The sequence below is a fragment of the Humibacter ginsengisoli genome, from assembly GCF_054780095.1.
Map to the genome: position 1 here is coordinate 114,387 of NZ_BAAGWZ010000002.1, position 16,894 is coordinate 131,280.

The following is a 16,894-nucleotide window of genomic DNA, read 5'->3' on the forward strand; positions in this document are numbered from 1 at the left end:
CGCCGGCCGACGCTTCCCCATCCGACTCTCCACCGAGACGAGACACTCATGACCGCACTCAACATGTCCTCTTCGACGATCGCGCCGCGCAGGCGCGTGCCGACCTGGCTCGCCATCGTGGCGGCATCCGTTCCCATGTTCATGGCGACGCTCGACAACCTCGTGGTCACCAACGCACTCCCCCGCATCGGCATCGACCTGAAGGCCTCCATCGAGGAGCTGCAGTGGGTCGTCAATGCGTACAGCCTGGCGTTCGCGACGTTCATCCTGCTCTCCGTAGCGCTCGGCGACCGGTTCGGCCGCCGCACCGTGTTCGCGATCGGGGTGAGCGTGTTCACGCTGGCCAGCGCCGCGTCGGCTCTGGCAACCTCGCCGGCGGAGCTCATCCTGTTCCGGGCCGTGCAGGGGGCGGGGGCCGCGGCCGTCATGCCACTGTCGCTGACCCTGCTCGTCGGCTCCGTGAGCGAGCGGATGCGACCAGCCGCGATCGGCATCTGGGGCGGCGTCTCCGGACTCGGGGTCGCTCTCGGCCCGCTCATCGGCGGTGCCATCGTTCAGGGCTGGAACTGGCAGGCCATCTTCTGGCTGAACGTTCCGGTCGGCGTCGTCGCGCTGCCGCTCCTGCTGCTCGCACTTCCGAACTCGTTCGGCGCGAAGCTGCGGGCAGACGTGCTCGGCGTCGTGCTCGTCGGCGTGGGCGTCTTCGCGGTCGTGTACGGCATAGTTCGCGGCAACGACGCGGGCTGGGGCAGCGGCGAGGTGCTCACGTCGCTGATCGGCGGGGGCTTGCTGCTGCTCGCGTTCATCGTCTGGGAGACGAGGGCCAATGCGCCGCTGCTTCCGCTCGGACTGTTCCGCAACCGCAGCTTCTCGGTGGCGAACCTGGTGGGCGTGACGTTCAGCTTCGGCATCTTCGGAAGCGTGTTCATCCTGATCCAGTTCCTGCAGGTCGTGCAGGGCCACACGGCTCTCGAGGCCGGCCTGATGACCATGCCCTGGACGCTCGCTCCGATGGTCGTCGCGCCGCTCACCGGCGCGGTCATCGTGCCGCGGTTCGGCACCCGTCTGCCGATCGTGGCGGGGCTCGTGCTGCAGTCGGTCGCGATGTTCTGGGTGGCATCGATCCTCGCCACCGACACCGCGTTCGCGGCGATGGTTCCTCCTTTCCTGCTCGCCGGAATCGGCATGGGTCTGGTGTTCGCGCCGAGCTCGACCGCGGTGCTGGCCGGGTTCGGCGAGAAGGATCACGCGAAGGCATCCGGCACCAACGCCACGCTCCGCGAGGTCGGGGTTGCGCTGGGAGTCGCCGTACTCACCGCCGTGTTCATCGGCGCAGGCGGCACGCTCACGCCGACCGGGTACGTGTCCGCCGCGATACCGGCCGTGATCGTGGGCGCCTCGGTGCTGGCCGGGGCGGCCGTGGTCGCGCTGTTCCTCCCCGTTGGCCGGGAGCGCGGCGACCGTGCCGAGAACGCAGCGGAGGAGCTGACCGCAGAGGCTGTGGAGGCGGACGAGGTCACGGCTGGCGCTTCGATCGGGTGAGCCGGAGAACCCTAAACTTGCCGGATGCGCATCGGCATCATCGGGGCGGGAGCCATCGGAGGAACGATCGCCGCGCTGCTCGATCGAGCCGGTCATGAGGTCGCCGTCACGGCTCGTGGCGACGGCCTCGCCGCCATCCGCGAGCACGGCCTGCGGTTCGACGGGGCGTGGGGCGACCACGTCGCACGCGTGACGGCATCCGGGCGGCTCGAGACGACACCGGACATCGCGTTCGTGTGCACGAAGGCGCAGGACGCGGCATCCGCTCTTCGCGACAACGCAGAGCGGCTGCGCGGCATCACGGTGGTGGTCGTGCAGAACGGGCTGGAGGCACTGGACATCGCGGCCGGCATCCTGAATAGCTCCGAGCTGGTCGGCGGGCTCGCGCTTTACGCCTCCCAGTACGTGCAACCCGGGCACGTCACGGTGACCGCGGACGGAAGCACCTACCTCGGCGACGGCGCGGGCGAACCGACGGATGCCGCCCGTCGCGCAGCTGCACTGCTCGGCTCCGTGATGCCCGCCGTCGCCACCCGCAACTTCGTCGGCGCTCAGTGGTCGAAGCTCGTCATCAACATGGTGAACGCGATGCCGGCGCTGACCGGGTTGAGCGTGCAGGAGACGATCCGGGACGCCCGGCTCGGGCGCGTGGTCACGGCGTCGATGCGGGAGACGGTGCGCATCGGGCTCGCATCCGGCGTGAGGTTCGCGAACGTGCAGGGACTCAGCCATCCGATGCTGCGCGGATTCTCCGCATTGCCGCTCGGGGCGGCACGATCTCTGCCGGCCCTGATGGCCCGCCGCATGGGAGCGGTGCCGAACCTCGGGTCCACCCTGCAGAGCAGGCGACGCGGGCGCACCACCGAGATCGACTACCTGAACGGAGCGGTCGTGCGGGCGGCTGCCGCGATCGGACGACAGGCACCGGTGAACGCGGCGATCGTCGAGGCGATGCACCGGCTCGAGGCCGACGGCACGTTCCTCGACCGTGACGAAGCGGCCAGGCTACCGGTGCGCTGATTCAGAAGCAGGCGCATCCGGTGTCGGGATACTCCCGGCGTGGACGGGCGGGGTCGCTGAGGTCCACAACAGCGGAGGCGAGGTACTGGGGCTCGACCTCGGAGCCGTAGCGGCGCCATCCGCCGACGTACCGAGCGTTCGCCGGCGCATCCGGGTCTGGATCCCTGCCCTCGGAGACTGCCAGGCGCGCGTAGACCTCGGTGAGCGGAACGTCGATAAGCACCGAGAAGTGCCACGCGCCGCGCACCTCGGGTCTCACCAGGAACGGGCCGTCGATGATGAGTGCCATATCGGCCGGTCCGGTCTGCCATTCCGAGAGCACAGGCGCATTGCGGCGCACGTCGAACGCACGGGTCTGGAATCCGGTCGATCCGCCGAGGCGGAACGGGCCGATCAAAACCCGCCGGAGCGTCTCGTAGTCGAAAGAGCGATCGTAGTAGTCCCCGGCATCCGCCCTGCCGTGCAGATGGCGCGTCTCCCGCGGCAAGTGGAAGTCGCGCATCGACGCGCGAGCCGTCGCGGTTCCCGCCTCGCGGTACACCGCCGCGAGGTCGTCCGCGAACTCCGCGGTGCCCGACCCCTCCGCTCCGTCGATGGCGACGATGACGCGTCCGGCGGGATAGTTGTGGGCGATCTCCGCCTTCAACTCCCGCAGGAAGGCGGTGCGCGGTGTCGTCGCCAGCTGCATGCGGACAGCATAAGCGCGCGTACACGTCCGGTGCCGTGAGCGCGCCCGCCGCTGAGGCGAGCTAATATCTGCGCGTCGCGAAAGAAGGAGGCAACGTGCCCGAACCGCTCGACGAAGGTCCGTTCTTCCACGGCACCGTCGCCGACCTGAAGGTGGGCGATCTCCTCACCGCGGGGCATCGGTCGAACTATCGGCCCGAGGTCGTGATGAACCACATCTACTTCACCGCCTTGGTCGATGGGGCGGGTCTCGCGGCGGAGGTCGCCACTGAACTCGTGGGCGGCGATGCCGTACCGCGCGTATATCTGGTCGAACCCACGGGCGCATACGAAGACGACCCGAACGTCACCGACAAGAAGTTCCCCGGCAACCCCACTCGGTCGTATCGCAGCAGCGCTCCGTTACGGATCGTCGGCGAAATCACCGAATGGACCAGGCTGACCCCGGAACAGTTGCAGATGTGGCGGGAGCGGTTGTCGGCGCTGCTCTCAAGCGACGAAGCCGAAATCATCAACTGAACCGAGAGCTCGTACGCTGGAGCGGTGGGTGCCGTGAACGAGGTCGAGACGGATGCCCCGACCTCCGGCGCGGATGACCTCACCCGTGCTTTGAACGACTGGTTCCGGCGCGAAGCCAGAGACCTGCCGTGGCGGCGTGACGGGTTCGGTGCGTGGGGCATCCTCGTCAGCGAGGTGATGCTGCAGCAGACGCCGGTGGTTCGGGTCATACCCCGGCTCGAAGAATGGCTCGACCGCTGGCCCACGCCGGCTGATCTCGCCGGAGCGCCGCCGGCCGAGGCGATCCGGGCGTGGCAGGGGCTGGGGTACCCGCGAAGGGCGCTTCGGCTGCACGCCTGCGCTGTCGCCATCGCCGAGCGGCACGGCGGCGTCGTGCCGCGCGACGTCGACGAGCTGCTGGCACTGCCCGGCATCGGCGACTACACGGCACGGGCCGTCGCCGCGTTCGCGTACGGCAAGCGGCATCCCGTCGTCGACACCAACGTGCGACGGGTGCTCGCCCGCTGCCTCGACGGACAAGGCGAGCCGGCGCCGCCGAACGTACGCCGCGACCTGGCCGCCATGGAGTCCGTGCTGCCGACCGATGAGGCGGAGGCCCGGGTGTTCAATGCCGCGGCCATGGAACTCGGTGCCGTCGTCTGCACCGCCCGATCCCCCAGATGCGACGCATGCCCGGTAGCGGATGCCTGCGCATGGCGCGCCGCCGGCCGGCCGGCGTACCTCGGTGCGAGGCGCGCCGCGCAGAAGAGGTACGAGGGCAGCGACCGGCAGGTGCGCGGCATCCTTCTGCGCGAGCTGCGCTCGGCGCACAGGCCGGTTGCGATCGACGAACTGGATGCGCTCTGGCCGCACCCGGAGCAGCGCGGGCGGGCGCTCGCCGGCCTGGTCGCCGACGGACTCGCCGTCGCCGTCGACGACGGCTACGCGCTGCCGGCGTAGCCCGACCGAGCAGTGCGTCGCCGTAGGCGCGCGAACGGAACACCCTGGCTCACCAGGATGCCGGCCACGACGATGGCGCCTCCCGCGGGCTCGTACCAGTGCAGGCTCTCGCCGAGAAGGAGCACGCCGAGAACCACCCCGACCACGGGTGTGAGATACGTGACGGTCGAGGCCCGTGCTGCACCCCAATCACGCATGATCCGGGTGTACCAGACGTACGCGACGCCCGTGCCGACCACACCGAGGACGACGATGCTGAGAACGACGGGAACGTTCAGTGACACCGTTCCGCGGGCGACGAATGGGGCTGCGAGCAGCACCACGAGGCTCGCCATCGCGAGCTGCACCGAAGACAGCGTCACCGAGTCGTACGGCATACCACTCACGAACCGTCGGAGATAGAGCCCCGCGAACCCGTAGCTCGCGGTGGCTCCCAGGCAGGCAAGCTGCGCGGGAATGGTGGACCGCAGTTCGCTAGAACCGAGCAACTGCCAGGGCCCGGTCAGCACGACGACGCCGAGGATCCCGACCACCAGGCCAGCGGCTCGCGCCGGCCCCAGACGCTCGGAGCGCAGGATCAGGGGCGTGAGCAAGAGAGTCATGATCGGCGTGGCGGCGTTGTAGATGCTCGCCAGGCCGCTCGGCACGTACTGCTCCGCCCAGGCGAACAGTGTGAACGGAACCGCGCAGAAGAAGATCCCGACGACGAGCATGTGCCCCCACACCCGCAACTCCCGCGGCCAGCGGCGCCTGGTCGCCGTCATGATGACGGCGAGCGCGAGCGCACCAAGAAGGATGCGCCCGAGCACCACCTGAGCGGGCGAGAGGCCCTCCAGTCCCACCTTGATGAACAGGAAGCTCGCACCCCACACCAGCGGAAGCGCCAGGAACGCCCACAGCGTGATCCTGGACTTCAGTGCGGCCACCGTCACGCCCACTCGTTGCGGTCGTGAGCCGCCTGCAGATCTCGGTAGGCGCGCTCATCATCGCGGGTGACCGAGCCGCCGCGCTGCAGAATCGCACGCGGAAACCACTTCCAGAGCGCGAACTCCGTCGCACGCGCGGGCTTCTCGACATACCCGTGGTCGATGCCCTGGAGCACGGCGCGGCGGGAAGTGGAGGTAGTGAACGAGGGCGCGGATGCTGCGTGCTGAGTCATGTCTCACACGTTACGATCGACAAAATACTGCCACTAGATGGCGGAGAGACTACCTTCATAAAAATTCCGCCACTACACTGGCCGACATGTTGCGCAGCGTGGCAGTGCCGGTGATCGACAACCTCGCGGTGTTCGAGTTCGGCCTTCTCGCAGAGGTGTTCGGACTCGACCGGAGCGTGTACTCGGAGGTACCGCGGCTCGACTTCCGTGTGTGCGGAATCGAACCGGGGCGCCCGGTCATGACCGAGGTGGGGGTGCCGATCACTCCCCCGCTGGGCTTGGAGGCGATGGACGACGCCGACGTGATCGCGGTGCCTGCCGCACGCATCCGGCCGGACGACGAGTACCCGCCCGAGCTGCTCGAGGCGCTCCGCCGGGCATCCGCTCGAGGGGCCATCATGCTGAGCGCGTGCTCCGGAGCCTTCGCGCTCGGGGCCGCCGGGCTGCTCGACGCACGCCCGTGCACGACGCACTGGAGATATGCCGACGAGCTGCAGCGCAGGCATCCGAGCGCCCGGGTCGACCCCGACGTACTCTTCGTCGACGACGGTGACATCATCACGAGCGCGGGCACTGCGGCCGGCATCGACGCCAGCCTGCACCTCGTACGGCGTGAGCTGGGCAGCGCGGTGGCGACAGTGATCGCCCGCAACATGGTCGTGCCGCCGCAGCGTGACGGCGGTCAGCGGCAGTACATCAGCCGGCCGGTGCCCGAAGCCGAATGCGACGCCCTCGTCGACGCTCTCGCGTTCATGAACGCCCACCTCGCCCAGCAGCATTCCGTGACGTCGCTGGCGAAGCTCGCACACATGTCCACTCGCACGTTCGCTCGCCGGTTCGTGGCCGAGACCGGGGTGACACCGATGCAGTGGCTCACCGCGCAACGCGTGCTCCACGCGCGCTTTCTGCTGGAGACGACGGATGCCTCCATCGACGAGATCGCTGCATCCTGCGGCTTCGGAAGCGCGACACTTTTCCGCCACCACTTCACTCGCGAGGTGGGAGTCGCTCCGAGCGCCTATCGCCGGTCGTTCGCGTGCGACGATGCACCCGTGCGCATGCAGGGCGACTCGCAGCTCGTTCAGCCCTCTCCCGAGCGCGTCTCAGCACTTGCCTGAGCGGAACCCCTAATCTGAATGTTCGATGCCTGACAGTCCGCTCTCCGCCTCGCCCTACGAGGTTCTCGGCGTGCCCGCCTCAGCCAGCCAGGACGAGCTGCGAATCGCCTATCGGCGGATGCTGCGCCAGGCACATCCCGACACGGGCGGATCGGACGCCCTTTTCGTGGCGGTGCAGCACGCCTGGGCGGTGATCGGCACGCCGGAGGCGCGCGCCGCGTACGACCGCGGCAACGGCGTGCACGAGACGCCGCACACCTGGGCCCCTCAGCCGCCGAGAGCTCCCCGGCAGCAGTCCCGTCCGCAGACCCGTGCGTACGGACATCCGGGCGGCTTCTCCCGCGAGCGATACCTCACGATGATCCGCGAGTGGGTCGGACTGGGCGAGCCCATCGCCGACCCGTACGACCCGGCGCTCGTGCGCTCTGCACCCCGTGAGATCCGTCACGCGCTAGCGGACGCCGTCGCCGAGGAGAACACGGCGCGCGCGCTCACCACGCTCGGCATCGGCTACACCGTGTGGCACGACGTGGACGCCACAGGCCGCTCTGCGGCAGCCGACGGACGGGTCGAGAAGATCGACCACGTCGTGCTCGGACCCAGCGGGTTGTTCGCCGTGCAGTCGGAGGATTGGGCCGTGCGAGCCATCGTGCGACGCGGGGATCTCGTACCGGAGGGCGAGGCATCCGGTTACGAGAGGCAGCCACTGCACGAGCTCGCCGGACGCGCTCGCACCCTGGGCAGGACGGCGGGCGTGAAGTTCACCGTCGCCGTCGTGGTGCTGCCTGACGCCGACCTCGACCAGACGGTGACCGTGGTCGGCCGCTCGCGCGGCATCACGTTGGTCGCCGCGCAGTCGTCCGTGATCGCCCACCTCCTGCGCACCGGCGTCGCCGACACACCGCGACCGGATGGCACCACCCTCTTCGAGTTGCGCACCCGGCTGCAGCAGGGCATCCGCTTCGTCTGAGGGCGCTACTCGTCCTCGTCGAACTCGCGCGGCTTCACATAGGGGTCTTCGTCGCCGGCGTACTGAGCGGATGCCGCCAGCCCGGCGACCTCCGCGTCGCGCTCCTGCGCGGTACGGAGCAGGTCCTCGATGTGTGCCGCGTTCTCCGGGATCGCGTCGGGGATGAACTCCAGCGACGGGGTGAGCCGCACCTGGATGTTCCTGCCCACCTCGGTGCGGAGCATGCCGGTCGCCGCCTTCAGCGCGGCCGCGGAGTCGGCGCGCTCCTGGTCTGTGCCGTACACCGTGTAGAAGATGCTGGCGTGCTGGAGGTCGCCGGTCACGCGGACGTCGGTGATGGTCACGAAGCCCAGCCTCGGATCCCTCAGGCCCTTGTCCAGCCTTCTGGCGACGATTTCCTTGATGCGATCGGCGAGCTTTCGAGCCCGTGCTTCGTCAGCCATCTCTTACCCCTTTCCCCGAGCACTGAGGCTTCGTATCGGGTTGCCGCTCGGTTTTCCCCTTCAGGGGAATCGGGGTAGGGGTCCCCGCTCCTTTCCCCTGAAGGGGAAAACCGAGCGGGAACCCGCCCCACGAACCTAAGCGCGCGGTTTCTCGCGCAACTCGATCGTCTCGATCTCGTCGCCGATCTGGATGTCGTTGTACCTGCCGAGGCCGATACCGGCTTCGAAGTCGGTACGAACCTCGGTGACGTCATCCTTGAAGCGACGCAGCGATTCGATGGCGAGGTTGTCGCCCACCACGACGCCGTCGCGGATGACGCGAGCCTTGGCGTTGCGGGTGATGGTTCCGCTTCGCACGTAGACACCGGCGATGTTGCCGAACTTGGAGGAGCGGAACACCTCGCGGATCTCGGCCACACCCGACTGCACCTCTTCGAACTCGGGCTTGAGCATGCCCTTGAGCGAGTTCTCGATGTCGTCGATGGCGTTGTAGATGACCGAGTAGAACCGCACGTCGATGCCCTCGCGGGCAGCCCGCTCGCGAGCCTTGACGTCGGGGCGCACGTTGAACCCGATGACGATCGCGTTGTCGATCGTGGCCAGGTCGATGTCGCTCTCGGTGACCGCGCCGACGCCGCGGTGCAGGATGCGCAGCTGAACGCTCTCGTCCACCTCGATCTTCATCAGGGACTCCTCGAGCGCTTCGACGGCGCCGGAGACGTCACCCTTGATGATGAGGTTGAGGGACTCGACCTTGCCCTCTTCAAGGGCTCGCGTGAAGTCCTCGAGGCTGATGCGCTTGCGCGCCTTCGCCAGCTGGGCGTTGCGCTCGGCCGCTTCGCGCTTCTCGGCGATCTGGCGGGCCGTGCGGTCCTCCTCGGTGACGATGAACGTGTCACCGGCACGCGGAACGCTGGAGAGACCCTGCACCTGCACCGGACGCGACGGGAGGGCTTCCTCCACCGCGTCACCGTTCTCGTCCTGCATGGCACGCACGCGTCCGTATGCGGTTCCCGCCACGATCGAGTCGCCGACCCGGAGCGTTCCGGACTGGATGAGCACGGTTGCCACCGCACCGCGGCCCTTGTCGAGCTTGGCCTCGATGGCCACGCCACGGGCATCCTTGTCGGGGTTCGCCCGCAGGTCGAGACCGGCGTCTGCCGTGAGCAGCACGGCGTCGAGCAGGTCGGCGATGCCGATGTTCTCGCGAGCGGAGACATCCACGAACATGGTGTCGCCGCCGTACTCCTCAGCGACCAGGCCGAACTCGGTCAGCTGCTGACGCACCTTGGCGGGGTTGGCATCCGGCTTGTCGATCTTGTTCACCGCCACCACGATCGGCACGTCGGCCGCCTGCATGTGGTTCAGCGCCTCGATCGTCTGCGGCATGATGCCGTCGTCTGCGGCGACCACGAGGATCGCGATGTCGGACACCTGCGCACCGCGAGCACGCATGGCCGTGAACGCCTCGTGACCCGGGGTGTCGATGAAGGTGATGGCCCGCTCGGAACCATCGTGCTCCGTCGACACCTGGTATGCACCGATGTGCTGCGTGATGCCGCCGGCCTCGCCAGCGATCACGTTGGTCTGACGGATCGCGTCGAGCAGACGCGTCTTTCCGTGGTCGACGTGGCCGACGACGGTGACCACCGGCGGACGCTGCTTGAGATCCTCGTCGGATTCCTCGTCGAGTTCGGCATCGAGGTCGATGTCGAAGCCCTCGAGGAGCTCCTTGTCCTCGTCCTCGGGCGAGACGACCTGGATCTTGTAGCCCAGCTCGGCGCCGAGCACTTCGAACGTCGCCTCGTCGAGCGACTCCGTCGCCGTAGCCATCTCACCGAGGTGGAACAGCACGGTCACGAGGTTGCCGGGGCTGGCGTCGATCTTGTCGGCGAAGTCGCTGATCGATGCGCCGCGACGCAGGCGGATGACGGTGTTGCCGTCACCGCGGGGAACGCTCACGCCGCCGAGCGACGGAGCCTCCCGCATCTCGAATTCCTGCCGCTTCGTGCGCTTCGACTTGCGGGCCTTGCTCTTGCCGCCGCCACGACCGAAGGCACCGGCGGTCCCGCCGCCCGGGCCACGGCCACGACCGCCGCCACCTGCCGGACGGGGGCCGCCGAAACCGCCACCAGGACGGTTGAAGCCGCCAGCTCCCGCTCCGGCTCCTGCGCCACCAGGGCGCTGGAATCCGCCCGGCCGACCGCCGCCACCGGGACGAGCGCCCCCTGGGCGACCGGCGCCTGCCGGGCGCGGGCCGCCTGGACGCGGCGAACCGGGACGAGGTGCCTGCGGGCGCGGGATGTTGCCCGGCGTGGGCCGTTGACCCATGCCCTGCGAACTCGCGAACGGGTTGTTGCCAGGGCGCGGCGTGCCTGCGGGACGCTGACCCATGCCCTGGGAGCTCGCGAACGGGTTGTTGCCAGGGCGCGGACCGCCCGGACGTGGTGCACCAGGGCGCCCGGTTGCGTCGCCCGGCTTTGACGCCGGCTTCGTCTCGGCAGGCTTCGCCTCGGGCGCTTTGGCCTCTGCGGGGGCCGCCTCGGCCTTCGGAGCCGGTGCCGGCCTCGGAGCGCCCGGCTTGGGCGCGGCACCGGCCGGCACGGTCGCCGGCGTACCCGCCTGCTTCGATGCGGGGGTAGCCACCGGCCTCGACGGCGCGGGCGTCGACGGCTTCGCACCGTCCGCCTCCAGCGCCGCCCTCAGCTTGCGGGCGACCGGGGGTTCGATGCTCGACGACGGTCCCTTGACGAATTCGCCGAGTTCCTTGAGCTTCGCGAGCGCGACCTTGCTGTCGACGCCGAGCTCGCTCGCGATCTCATGTACGCGTGGTTTTGCAGCCACAATTCTCCTGTTCGGGACTTGCCCGAGCAGGGGCAAGCCTTAGTGGTGGACGGGTCTCATTTCGAGCCGCTCATTAGTTGTCCATTAGCCGTTCAGCCTGTTCTCTAGTGGCCGGGTGTCCAGAGGTCCTTCGACCCGGAGCGCACGCCCGAAGGCCCGTCGCCGGATCGCTTTGTCGAGACACTCGGAAGTCGGATGCAGCCACGCGCCCCTGCCGGGCATCCGGGCGGACTCATCCACCACAAGCTGCGAATTCCGGGCGACAACCCTCAGAAGAGAGGATCGGGAAGCGCGAGAACGGCATCCGACGCACGTTCTCACAGCCACCAGTCTACCCCAAGGAGAGCCGAGAGCCGTGCGAGCTCGCTCGCATGGCCGAGGCCGACGCAGGGGTCGAGGCGCGCAGCGCCGACCACCCAAGGAGAGCCGAGAGCCGTGCGAGCTTGCTCGCATGGCCGAGGCCGACGCAGGGGGTCGAGGCGCCGCTCGCAAGAACAGGCATGGTCGCGCTCTCTCACCGAAAACAGGCAGAATCTGCCTGTTTTCGTGTGATCTGCCTGTTTTGGGTGGGTGGCCCTTTCGTGAAGATCGCTATCCAGCCGTGTCCGGCTGGATAGCTGTGCCCTCCGGGCTGCCGCGTCAGCTTCTCGAGGCTGCCTGATAGGCGATGCCACTGGCATCGCCTAAGCTGCCGCCTTTCGCGAAGATCGCTATCCGGCCGTGTCCGGCTGGATATCGATCTTCGCGCCCGTCAGTTTCGCGGCGAGGCGGGCGTTCTGGCCCTCCTTGCCGATCGCGAGCGACAGCTGGTAGTCCGGGACGAGCGCGCGAACGGCCTTCAGCGACTCGTCCACGACGAAGGCCTTGGTCACCTTCGCCGGCGACAGTGCGCTGGCAACGAAGGTCGCCAGGTCTGGTGAGTAGTCGACGATGTCGATCTTCTCGTTGTTCAGTTCGGCCGTGACGGCACGCACCCGTTGTCCCAGTTCGCCGATGCACGCGCCCTTCGCGTTCACGCCGGGCTGGTTCGCGCGAACGGCGATCTTCGTGCGGTGACCCGCCTCGCGGGCGAGCGACACGATCTCGACGACGCCGTGCGCGATCTCTGGCACCTCGAGCGCGAACAGCTTGCGCACGAGCGCCGGGTGCGTGCGCGACACCGTGATCGACGGTCCCTTCGGCCCCTTCGACACGCTCGTCACGTACACGCGGATGCGCGAACCGTGCGAGTACTCCTCCCCCGGCACCTGCTCCTCGGGCGGCAGGATCGCCTCGACCGTGCCCAGGTCGACATGGATCATCCGCGGGTTCGGCCCCTGCTGGATGACGCCGGCGACCACGTCGCCCTCGCGACCCTTGAACTCGCCCAACACCGCGTCATCCTGGATGTCGCGCAGTCGCTGGTTGATCACCTGCTTCGCAGCGAACGCCGCGATGCGGCCGAAGTCGCTAGGACTGTCCTCGGACTCCCCGATCACGTTGCCCTCGTCGTCGAACTCGGGCACGTAGACCGTGACGTGGCCGGTCTTGCGGTCGAGGTGGACGCGGGCCGCCGGCGACTCCTCGCTGTGCCCCTGGCTGTGCCGGTGGGACGCTTGATCGGTGTGCTTCAGGTACGCCGTCAGGATCGCCTGCTCGATGATCTCCACGAGTTCGTCGAACGGGATCTCCCGTTCGCGCTCCATCAGGCGCAAGACGCTGAGGTCGATGTCCACCTTCGGCCCCCTTATTCAGTTCGTCGTCCGTTTTCACTTGAACGCCCGCAGTCCGTAGGACCTGCGGGCATCACACCATCACCCTCGCAAGGGCTGACCATTCAGACTACCGGATCGGTGCCCCTCACGTCACGGCCGATGCCTCGCCTCGAGCGCGGTTGTTCGACGCCCGTGTGAGCCCGCTACTGTGACCGCATGGTCCACGGCGAATCGCATGCTTTCGATTCGTCCGCCCATGACAACGCGGGTGAGCAGGACCGGCCTCCGGATGCGGCCGACGCAGCCGAGGCGGGCGTCAAGGAGGCGGCGGCCACCGCCGAGGACTCAACGGTCCTTCGCCTTCTTACGCGTGCGGGCTTCGCGGTGCTCGGGGTGGTGCACATCCTGGTCGGCGCGAGCGCCATCTCGCTCGCTGTCGGGGCCCACGGCGTAGCGGACCAGTCCGGTGCCATGTCGCAGATCGCTCATACCTCAGGCGGAGCGGTGCTGCTCTGGATGATGGTCGTCGGCCTCGGGGCTCTCACTCTGTGGCAGGTCGCCCAGGCCGTACTCGTACGAAGGGATCGGGCGGCGGAACGATGGGGCAAGCGAGGCTCCGAGGCCGCCAAAGGGATCGCGTACGCCGTGGTCGGTGCGTCGGCGCTGATCTTCGCTCTCGGCGGCCGCGAAAGGCCTCACCACACGGTCGAGGCGCTCAGTGCCTGGCTGCTCCAGACTCCCGCCGGAGCGCTAGTGGTCGTGCTTGCAGGTGCCACGGTGTTCGGTATCGGGGTCGGTTTCGCGGTGATGGGCGCGAGGCAGACCTTTCGCAAGCAGCTGAGGATGCCCGCCACGGGCTGGGCGGTCGCCGTGAACGCGGTCGGTCTGGTCGGCTACGTGGCGAAAGGCGTCGCGCTCGGCATCGTCGGCGTCTTCTTCGCGACGGCCGCGATCACCGGGGATGCACGGGACGCCGGCGGCCTCGACGCCGCCCTGAAACTCTTGCGCGGGCTCATTTTCGGCGAGGTTCTGCTCTGGGTGGTGGGATTCGGTCTCATCGTCTACGGCGCCTACTGCGGCATCCGCGCCCTCCTCGCCAAGTTATGACGGCGGAGTTGCTCGCAGTCAGCTGAGCTCGTTCACGGCTCGGATCAGACGGAACAGGTCGCCGACGCGGCGCTGGTCCAGCCGCAACACGAGGCGGGGCAGGTCGAGGCGGTCGCGGTCGGCTCGCTCGGCCCGCAGGGGCGCGGTGCGGGCGATACCACCGTCGGGAGCGAGGTCGCCGAACCGTGCGTTGAGCGAGGCGAGCTGAGCATCCGTCGGTTCCGACTTGAGTCGCAGCACGAGCCTCCGGCCGACCCAGCGCAGGGAGTCGTAGTTGCGCCAGAATCCGGTGATCTCCCCCACGGCGGCATCCACCGAGTCGGTGACGAGCACGCGGTCGAAATCGTCAGGAGAGATGACTCCCGTCGGGATCAGCTGTTCGTCGACGAAGCGTTCGAGCGCGGTCCAGAATCCGCCGCCCGGGGCATCCAGCAGCACGATCGGCACCGGCTCGGCCTTGCCGGTCTGCTGCAGGGTGAGCAGCTCGAACATCTCGTCGAGCGTGCCGAAACCACCGGGCAGGCAGATGAATCCGCGCGACTCCTTCACCAGCATGAGCTTGCGAGTGAAGAAGTACTTCATCGTGACGACGTTCGGCTCGTCCTGCACTGCCTCATCCGGATGCTCCTCGAACGGCAGCCGGATCGACACGCCAATGGAGCGCCCCGGTCCTGCGCCCTCGACGGCGGCCTGCATGATGCCGGGTCCAGCGCCCGTCACAGCCATCCATCCGCGCTCGGCGAGGGCAGCCGCGACCTCGGTGGTCTGGCGGTAGAGCGCATCCTGCTGGCGAGTGCGCGCCGATCCGAAGATCGTCACTTTAGGCACGTCGACGTACGGCGCGAACAGGCGGAACGCGGCCCGCATCTCCTCCAGCGAGGCCGAGACGATCTTGAGGTCGAGACGACCCGGTTCGTCCATTCCAAGGCCCACGCCGGTCGCCAGGATGCGCAGTATGAGGTCTTCATCCTCCTGGATGCCTGCGGCTGCGGCCGCCGCCCGAAGCTCGTCGGCGATGGCCGGCGGGAGAGCGTCGAGGGCGTTGTCCGGCATGGTCTCAGGCGGCGTTCCCGGCGAACGCGGTCGCGACCTCGGCGACCTCGACCTTGGTGCGATCCCCCGTTCGGCGGTTCCACATCTCGACGATGCCGTCGGCGGCGTCACGGCCCACGATGACGATCTGCGGCACGCCGATCAGTTCCGCGTCGCCGAACTTCACTCCTGGCGACACCTTGGGGCGGTCGTCGTAGAGCACGTCCAGTCCGGATGCCTCGAGGGAGGCGACGACACCGTCGGCCACCTCGTACACGGCCTCGTCCTTGCCGGTCGCCACGACGTGCACGTCGAACGGCGCGACGGACTCAGGCCAGATCAGCCCCTTGTCGTCGTTGTTCTCCTCCGCGATGATCGCGAGGATGCGTGTGACGCCGATGCCGTATGACCCCATGGTCACGGTGACGAGCTTGCCGTTCTCGTCGAGCACCTTGAGACCGAGCGCTTCGGCGTATTTGCGGCCGAGCTGGAACACGTGCCCGATCTCCATGCCGCGTGCCAGCTCGACGAGACCCGATCCGTCCGGCGCGGGGTCGCCCGGCAGCACCTCGGCCACCTCGATGCTGCCGTCCCAGCCGAAGTCACGGCCGGCCACGAGGCCCAGCACGTGCTTGCCGTCGATGTTCGCGCCCGTCACCCAGCCCGTGCCGTCGACGACGCGCGGGTCGACGAAGTAGCGGATGCCCGTGCGCGACTTCTCACCCAGAACCGGCCCCTCGGGAGACCACGGGCCGATATAGCCCTTCACGAGGCCCGGATGCTTCGCGAAGTCGGTCGCCGTCGCCGGCTCCACCTCGGCCGGAGCGAACGCCACTTCGGCGCGCTTCATGTCGACCTCGCGGTTGCCCGGCAAACCCACGACGACGACCTCACGGGTCCCGTCGAGATGGTCGAGCGCGAGCACGACGTTCTTCAGCGTGTCGGCCGCCGTCCACGCACGGCCGTCCGGCCGGGGGTGCTTCTCGTTCGCGATCGCGACGAGCGACTCGATCGTGGGTGTGTTCGGGGTGTCGACGACCTCCTGCGGCGTGAGCTTCTCATAGGAGCGGGTGGGCGGCGCGACCGTGGTGAACGCTTCGACGTTCGCCGCGTATCCGCCGGGTGACTGCACGAAGGTGTCCTCGCCCACAGGCGTGGGGTGCAGGAACTCCTCGCTTCGGGACCCGCCCATGGCACCGGCATCCGCTCGCACGATCACGTAGGAGAGGCCGAGCCGGGTGAAGATGCGCTCGTATGCGTCGCGCTGCGCCTCATAGGACGCCTCGAGCCCGGCATCCGTGTAGTCGAAGGAGTAGGCATCCTTCATCGTGAACTCGCGACCGCGCAGCAGGCCGGCGCGTGGACGCGCCTCGTCGCGGTACTTGTCCTGGATCTGGTAGATCGTGAACGGCAGGTCTTTGTACGACGAGTAGAGGTCTTTCACGAGCAGCGTGAACGCCTCCTCGTGCGTCGGCGCGAGCAGGTAGTCGCCGCCCTTGCGGTCCTGCAGGCGGAACAGCAGGTCGCCGTACTCCTCCCAGCGTCCGGTGGCCTCGTATGCCTCACGCGGCATGAGCGCGGGGAAGTGCACCTCCTGTGCTCCCGCGGCCGTCATCTCCTCGCGGATGATCTGCTCGATCTTGGCCTTCACCCGCAGTCCCAGCGGCAGCCAGGCGAAGATGCCGGCGGCCTGACGCCGGATGTAGCCGGCGCGCACGAGCAGTTTGTGGCTCGCGACCTCGGCGTCGGCGGGGTCTTCGCGGAGCGTGCGGAGGAAGAAGTTCGACAGACGGGTGACCACGCCTCAAGTCTAGGGTTGG

The 16,894-nt window shown here is 68.4% G+C and carries 16 protein-coding genes; 7 read left to right on the top strand and 9 right to left on the bottom strand.

From position 1 onward, the window contains the following. Window positions 1-48: 48 nt before the first annotated feature. Window positions 49-1,542 carry an MFS transporter gene (locus ACYVI5_RS02930; RefSeq protein WP_460578916.1) on the top strand — a complete coding sequence of 498 codons (1,494 nt, stop codon included), beginning with the start codon at window positions 49-51 and terminating at the stop codon, window positions 1,540-1,542. A 24-nt stretch (window positions 1,543-1,566) separates the two neighbouring features. Continuing rightward, window positions 1,567-2,562 carry a ketopantoate reductase family protein gene (locus tag ACYVI5_RS02935; protein WP_460531515.1) on the top strand — a complete coding sequence of 332 codons (996 nt, stop codon included), beginning with the start codon at window positions 1,567-1,569 and terminating at the stop codon, window positions 2,560-2,562. Between the two features lies 1 nt (window position 2,563). Here ACYVI5_RS02935 and ACYVI5_RS02940 read toward each other — a convergent pair whose 3' ends face one another. Beyond that, complete coding sequence (locus tag ACYVI5_RS02940) at window positions 2,564-3,250, bottom strand: nucleoside/nucleotide kinase family protein (RefSeq protein WP_460578917.1); 687 nt, start codon at window positions 3,248-3,250, stop codon at window positions 2,564-2,566. 95 nt (window positions 3,251-3,345) lie between these two features. Between ACYVI5_RS02940 and arr the strand changes: the two genes are divergently transcribed. Both arr and ACYVI5_RS02950 read left to right on the top strand, forming a co-directional pair. After that, the gene (gene arr, locus ACYVI5_RS02945; RefSeq protein ID WP_460578918.1) at window positions 3,346-3,768 is read left to right on the top strand and encodes an NAD(+)--rifampin ADP-ribosyltransferase; all 423 of its coding nucleotides are present in this window, start codon (window positions 3,346-3,348) and stop codon (window positions 3,766-3,768) included. 90 nt (window positions 3,769-3,858) lie between these two features. After that, entirely contained in the window at window positions 3,859-4,707 is an 849-nt protein-coding gene (locus ACYVI5_RS02950; RefSeq protein WP_460579212.1) for an HhH-GPD family protein, read from the top strand. Here the strand turns inward: ACYVI5_RS02950 and ACYVI5_RS02955 are convergent. Together ACYVI5_RS02955 and ACYVI5_RS02960 are read right to left on the bottom strand one after the other, a co-directional pair. Then, window positions 4,689-5,639 carry a DMT family transporter gene (locus ACYVI5_RS02955; protein ID WP_460578919.1) on the bottom strand — a complete coding sequence of 317 codons (951 nt, stop codon included), beginning with the start codon at window positions 5,637-5,639 and terminating at the stop codon, window positions 4,689-4,691. The genes ACYVI5_RS02950 and ACYVI5_RS02955 overlap by 19 nt on opposite strands. Beyond that, window positions 5,636-5,866, bottom strand: coding sequence for a hypothetical protein (locus ACYVI5_RS02960; RefSeq protein ID WP_460578920.1), 231 nt, complete (start codon window positions 5,864-5,866; stop codon window positions 5,636-5,638). Before ACYVI5_RS02960 ends, ACYVI5_RS02955 begins: the two co-directional genes overlap by 4 nt. An 86-nt stretch (window positions 5,867-5,952) precedes the next feature. Here ACYVI5_RS02960 and ACYVI5_RS02965 point away from each other — a divergent pair, with 86 nt between their 5' ends. After that, entirely contained in the window at window positions 5,953-6,984 is a 1,032-nt protein-coding gene (locus tag ACYVI5_RS02965; RefSeq protein ID WP_460578921.1) for a helix-turn-helix domain-containing protein, read from the top strand. Between the two features lie 25 nt (window positions 6,985-7,009). Beyond that, the gene (locus ACYVI5_RS02970) at window positions 7,010-7,954 is read left to right on the top strand and encodes a J domain-containing protein (protein WP_460578922.1); all 945 of its coding nucleotides are present in this window, start codon (window positions 7,010-7,012) and stop codon (window positions 7,952-7,954) included. 5 nt (window positions 7,955-7,959) lie between these two features. On the opposite strand, the gene rbfA is transcribed toward ACYVI5_RS02970, so the two are convergent. From rbfA to nusA, 4 genes are all read right to left on the bottom strand, one after another. After that, window positions 7,960-8,397: a ribosome-binding factor A gene (gene rbfA, locus ACYVI5_RS02975; protein ID WP_460531495.1), complete on the bottom strand. Its 438-nt coding sequence runs from the start codon at window positions 8,395-8,397 to the stop codon at window positions 7,960-7,962. 135 nt (window positions 8,398-8,532) lie between these two features. Further along, window positions 8,533-11,241: a translation initiation factor IF-2 gene (infB, locus tag ACYVI5_RS02980; RefSeq protein ID WP_460531492.1), complete on the bottom strand. Its 2,709-nt coding sequence runs from the start codon at window positions 11,239-11,241 to the stop codon at window positions 8,533-8,535. A gap of 84 nt (window positions 11,242-11,325) precedes the next feature. Beyond that, complete coding sequence (locus ACYVI5_RS02985) at window positions 11,326-11,694, bottom strand: YlxR family protein (protein WP_460578923.1); 369 nt, start codon at window positions 11,692-11,694, stop codon at window positions 11,326-11,328. Between the two features lie 257 nt (window positions 11,695-11,951). Then, entirely contained in the window at window positions 11,952-12,956 is a 1,005-nt protein-coding gene (nusA, locus tag ACYVI5_RS02990; protein WP_460531486.1) for a transcription termination/antitermination protein NusA, read from the bottom strand. A 195-nt stretch (window positions 12,957-13,151) separates the two neighbouring features. Here nusA and ACYVI5_RS02995 point away from each other — a divergent pair, with 195 nt between their 5' ends. Further along, complete coding sequence (locus tag ACYVI5_RS02995) at window positions 13,152-14,042, top strand: DUF1206 domain-containing protein (RefSeq protein WP_460578924.1); 891 nt, start codon at window positions 13,152-13,154, stop codon at window positions 14,040-14,042. An 18-nt stretch (window positions 14,043-14,060) separates the two neighbouring features. Here ACYVI5_RS02995 and ACYVI5_RS03000 read toward each other — a convergent pair whose 3' ends face one another. Both ACYVI5_RS03000 and ACYVI5_RS03005 read right to left on the bottom strand, forming a co-directional pair. Continuing rightward, complete coding sequence (locus ACYVI5_RS03000) at window positions 14,061-15,095, bottom strand: LOG family protein (protein WP_460578925.1); 1,035 nt, start codon at window positions 15,093-15,095, stop codon at window positions 14,061-14,063. Window positions 15,096-15,099: 4 nt separating this feature from the next. Next, window positions 15,100-16,875, bottom strand: coding sequence for a proline--tRNA ligase (locus ACYVI5_RS03005; RefSeq protein WP_460578926.1), 1,776 nt, complete (start codon window positions 16,873-16,875; stop codon window positions 15,100-15,102). Window positions 16,876-16,894 lie beyond the last annotated feature (19 nt).

Coding starts and splice junctions, on each gene's coding strand:
- ACYVI5_RS02935 (WP_460531515.1), top strand. CDS start 1,567: ATGCGCATCGGCATCATCGGGGCGGGAGCCATCGGAGGAACGATCGCC.
- ACYVI5_RS02995 (WP_460578924.1), top strand. CDS start 13,152: ATGGTCCACGGCGAATCGCATGCTTTCGATTCGTCCGCCCATGACAAC.
- ACYVI5_RS02940 (WP_460578917.1), bottom strand. CDS start 3,250: ATGCAGCTGGCGACGACACCGCGCACCGCCTTCCTGCGGGAGTTGAAG.
- ACYVI5_RS03000 (WP_460578925.1), bottom strand. CDS start 15,095: ATGCCGGACAACGCCCTCGACGCTCTCCCGCCGGCCATCGCCGACGAG.
- ACYVI5_RS02960 (WP_460578920.1), bottom strand. CDS start 5,866: ATGACTCAGCACGCAGCATCCGCGCCCTCGTTCACTACCTCCACTTCC.
- ACYVI5_RS02965 (WP_460578921.1), top strand. CDS start 5,953: ATGTTGCGCAGCGTGGCAGTGCCGGTGATCGACAACCTCGCGGTGTTC.
- rbfA (WP_460531495.1), bottom strand. CDS start 8,397: ATGGCTGACGAAGCACGGGCTCGAAAGCTCGCCGATCGCATCAAGGAA.
- ACYVI5_RS02985 (WP_460578923.1), bottom strand. CDS start 11,694: ATGCGAGCAAGCTCGCACGGCTCTCGGCTCTCCTTGGGTGGTCGGCGC.
- ACYVI5_RS02970 (WP_460578922.1), top strand. CDS start 7,010: ATGCCTGACAGTCCGCTCTCCGCCTCGCCCTACGAGGTTCTCGGCGTG.
- ACYVI5_RS02930 (WP_460578916.1), top strand. CDS start 49: ATGACCGCACTCAACATGTCCTCTTCGACGATCGCGCCGCGCAGGCGC.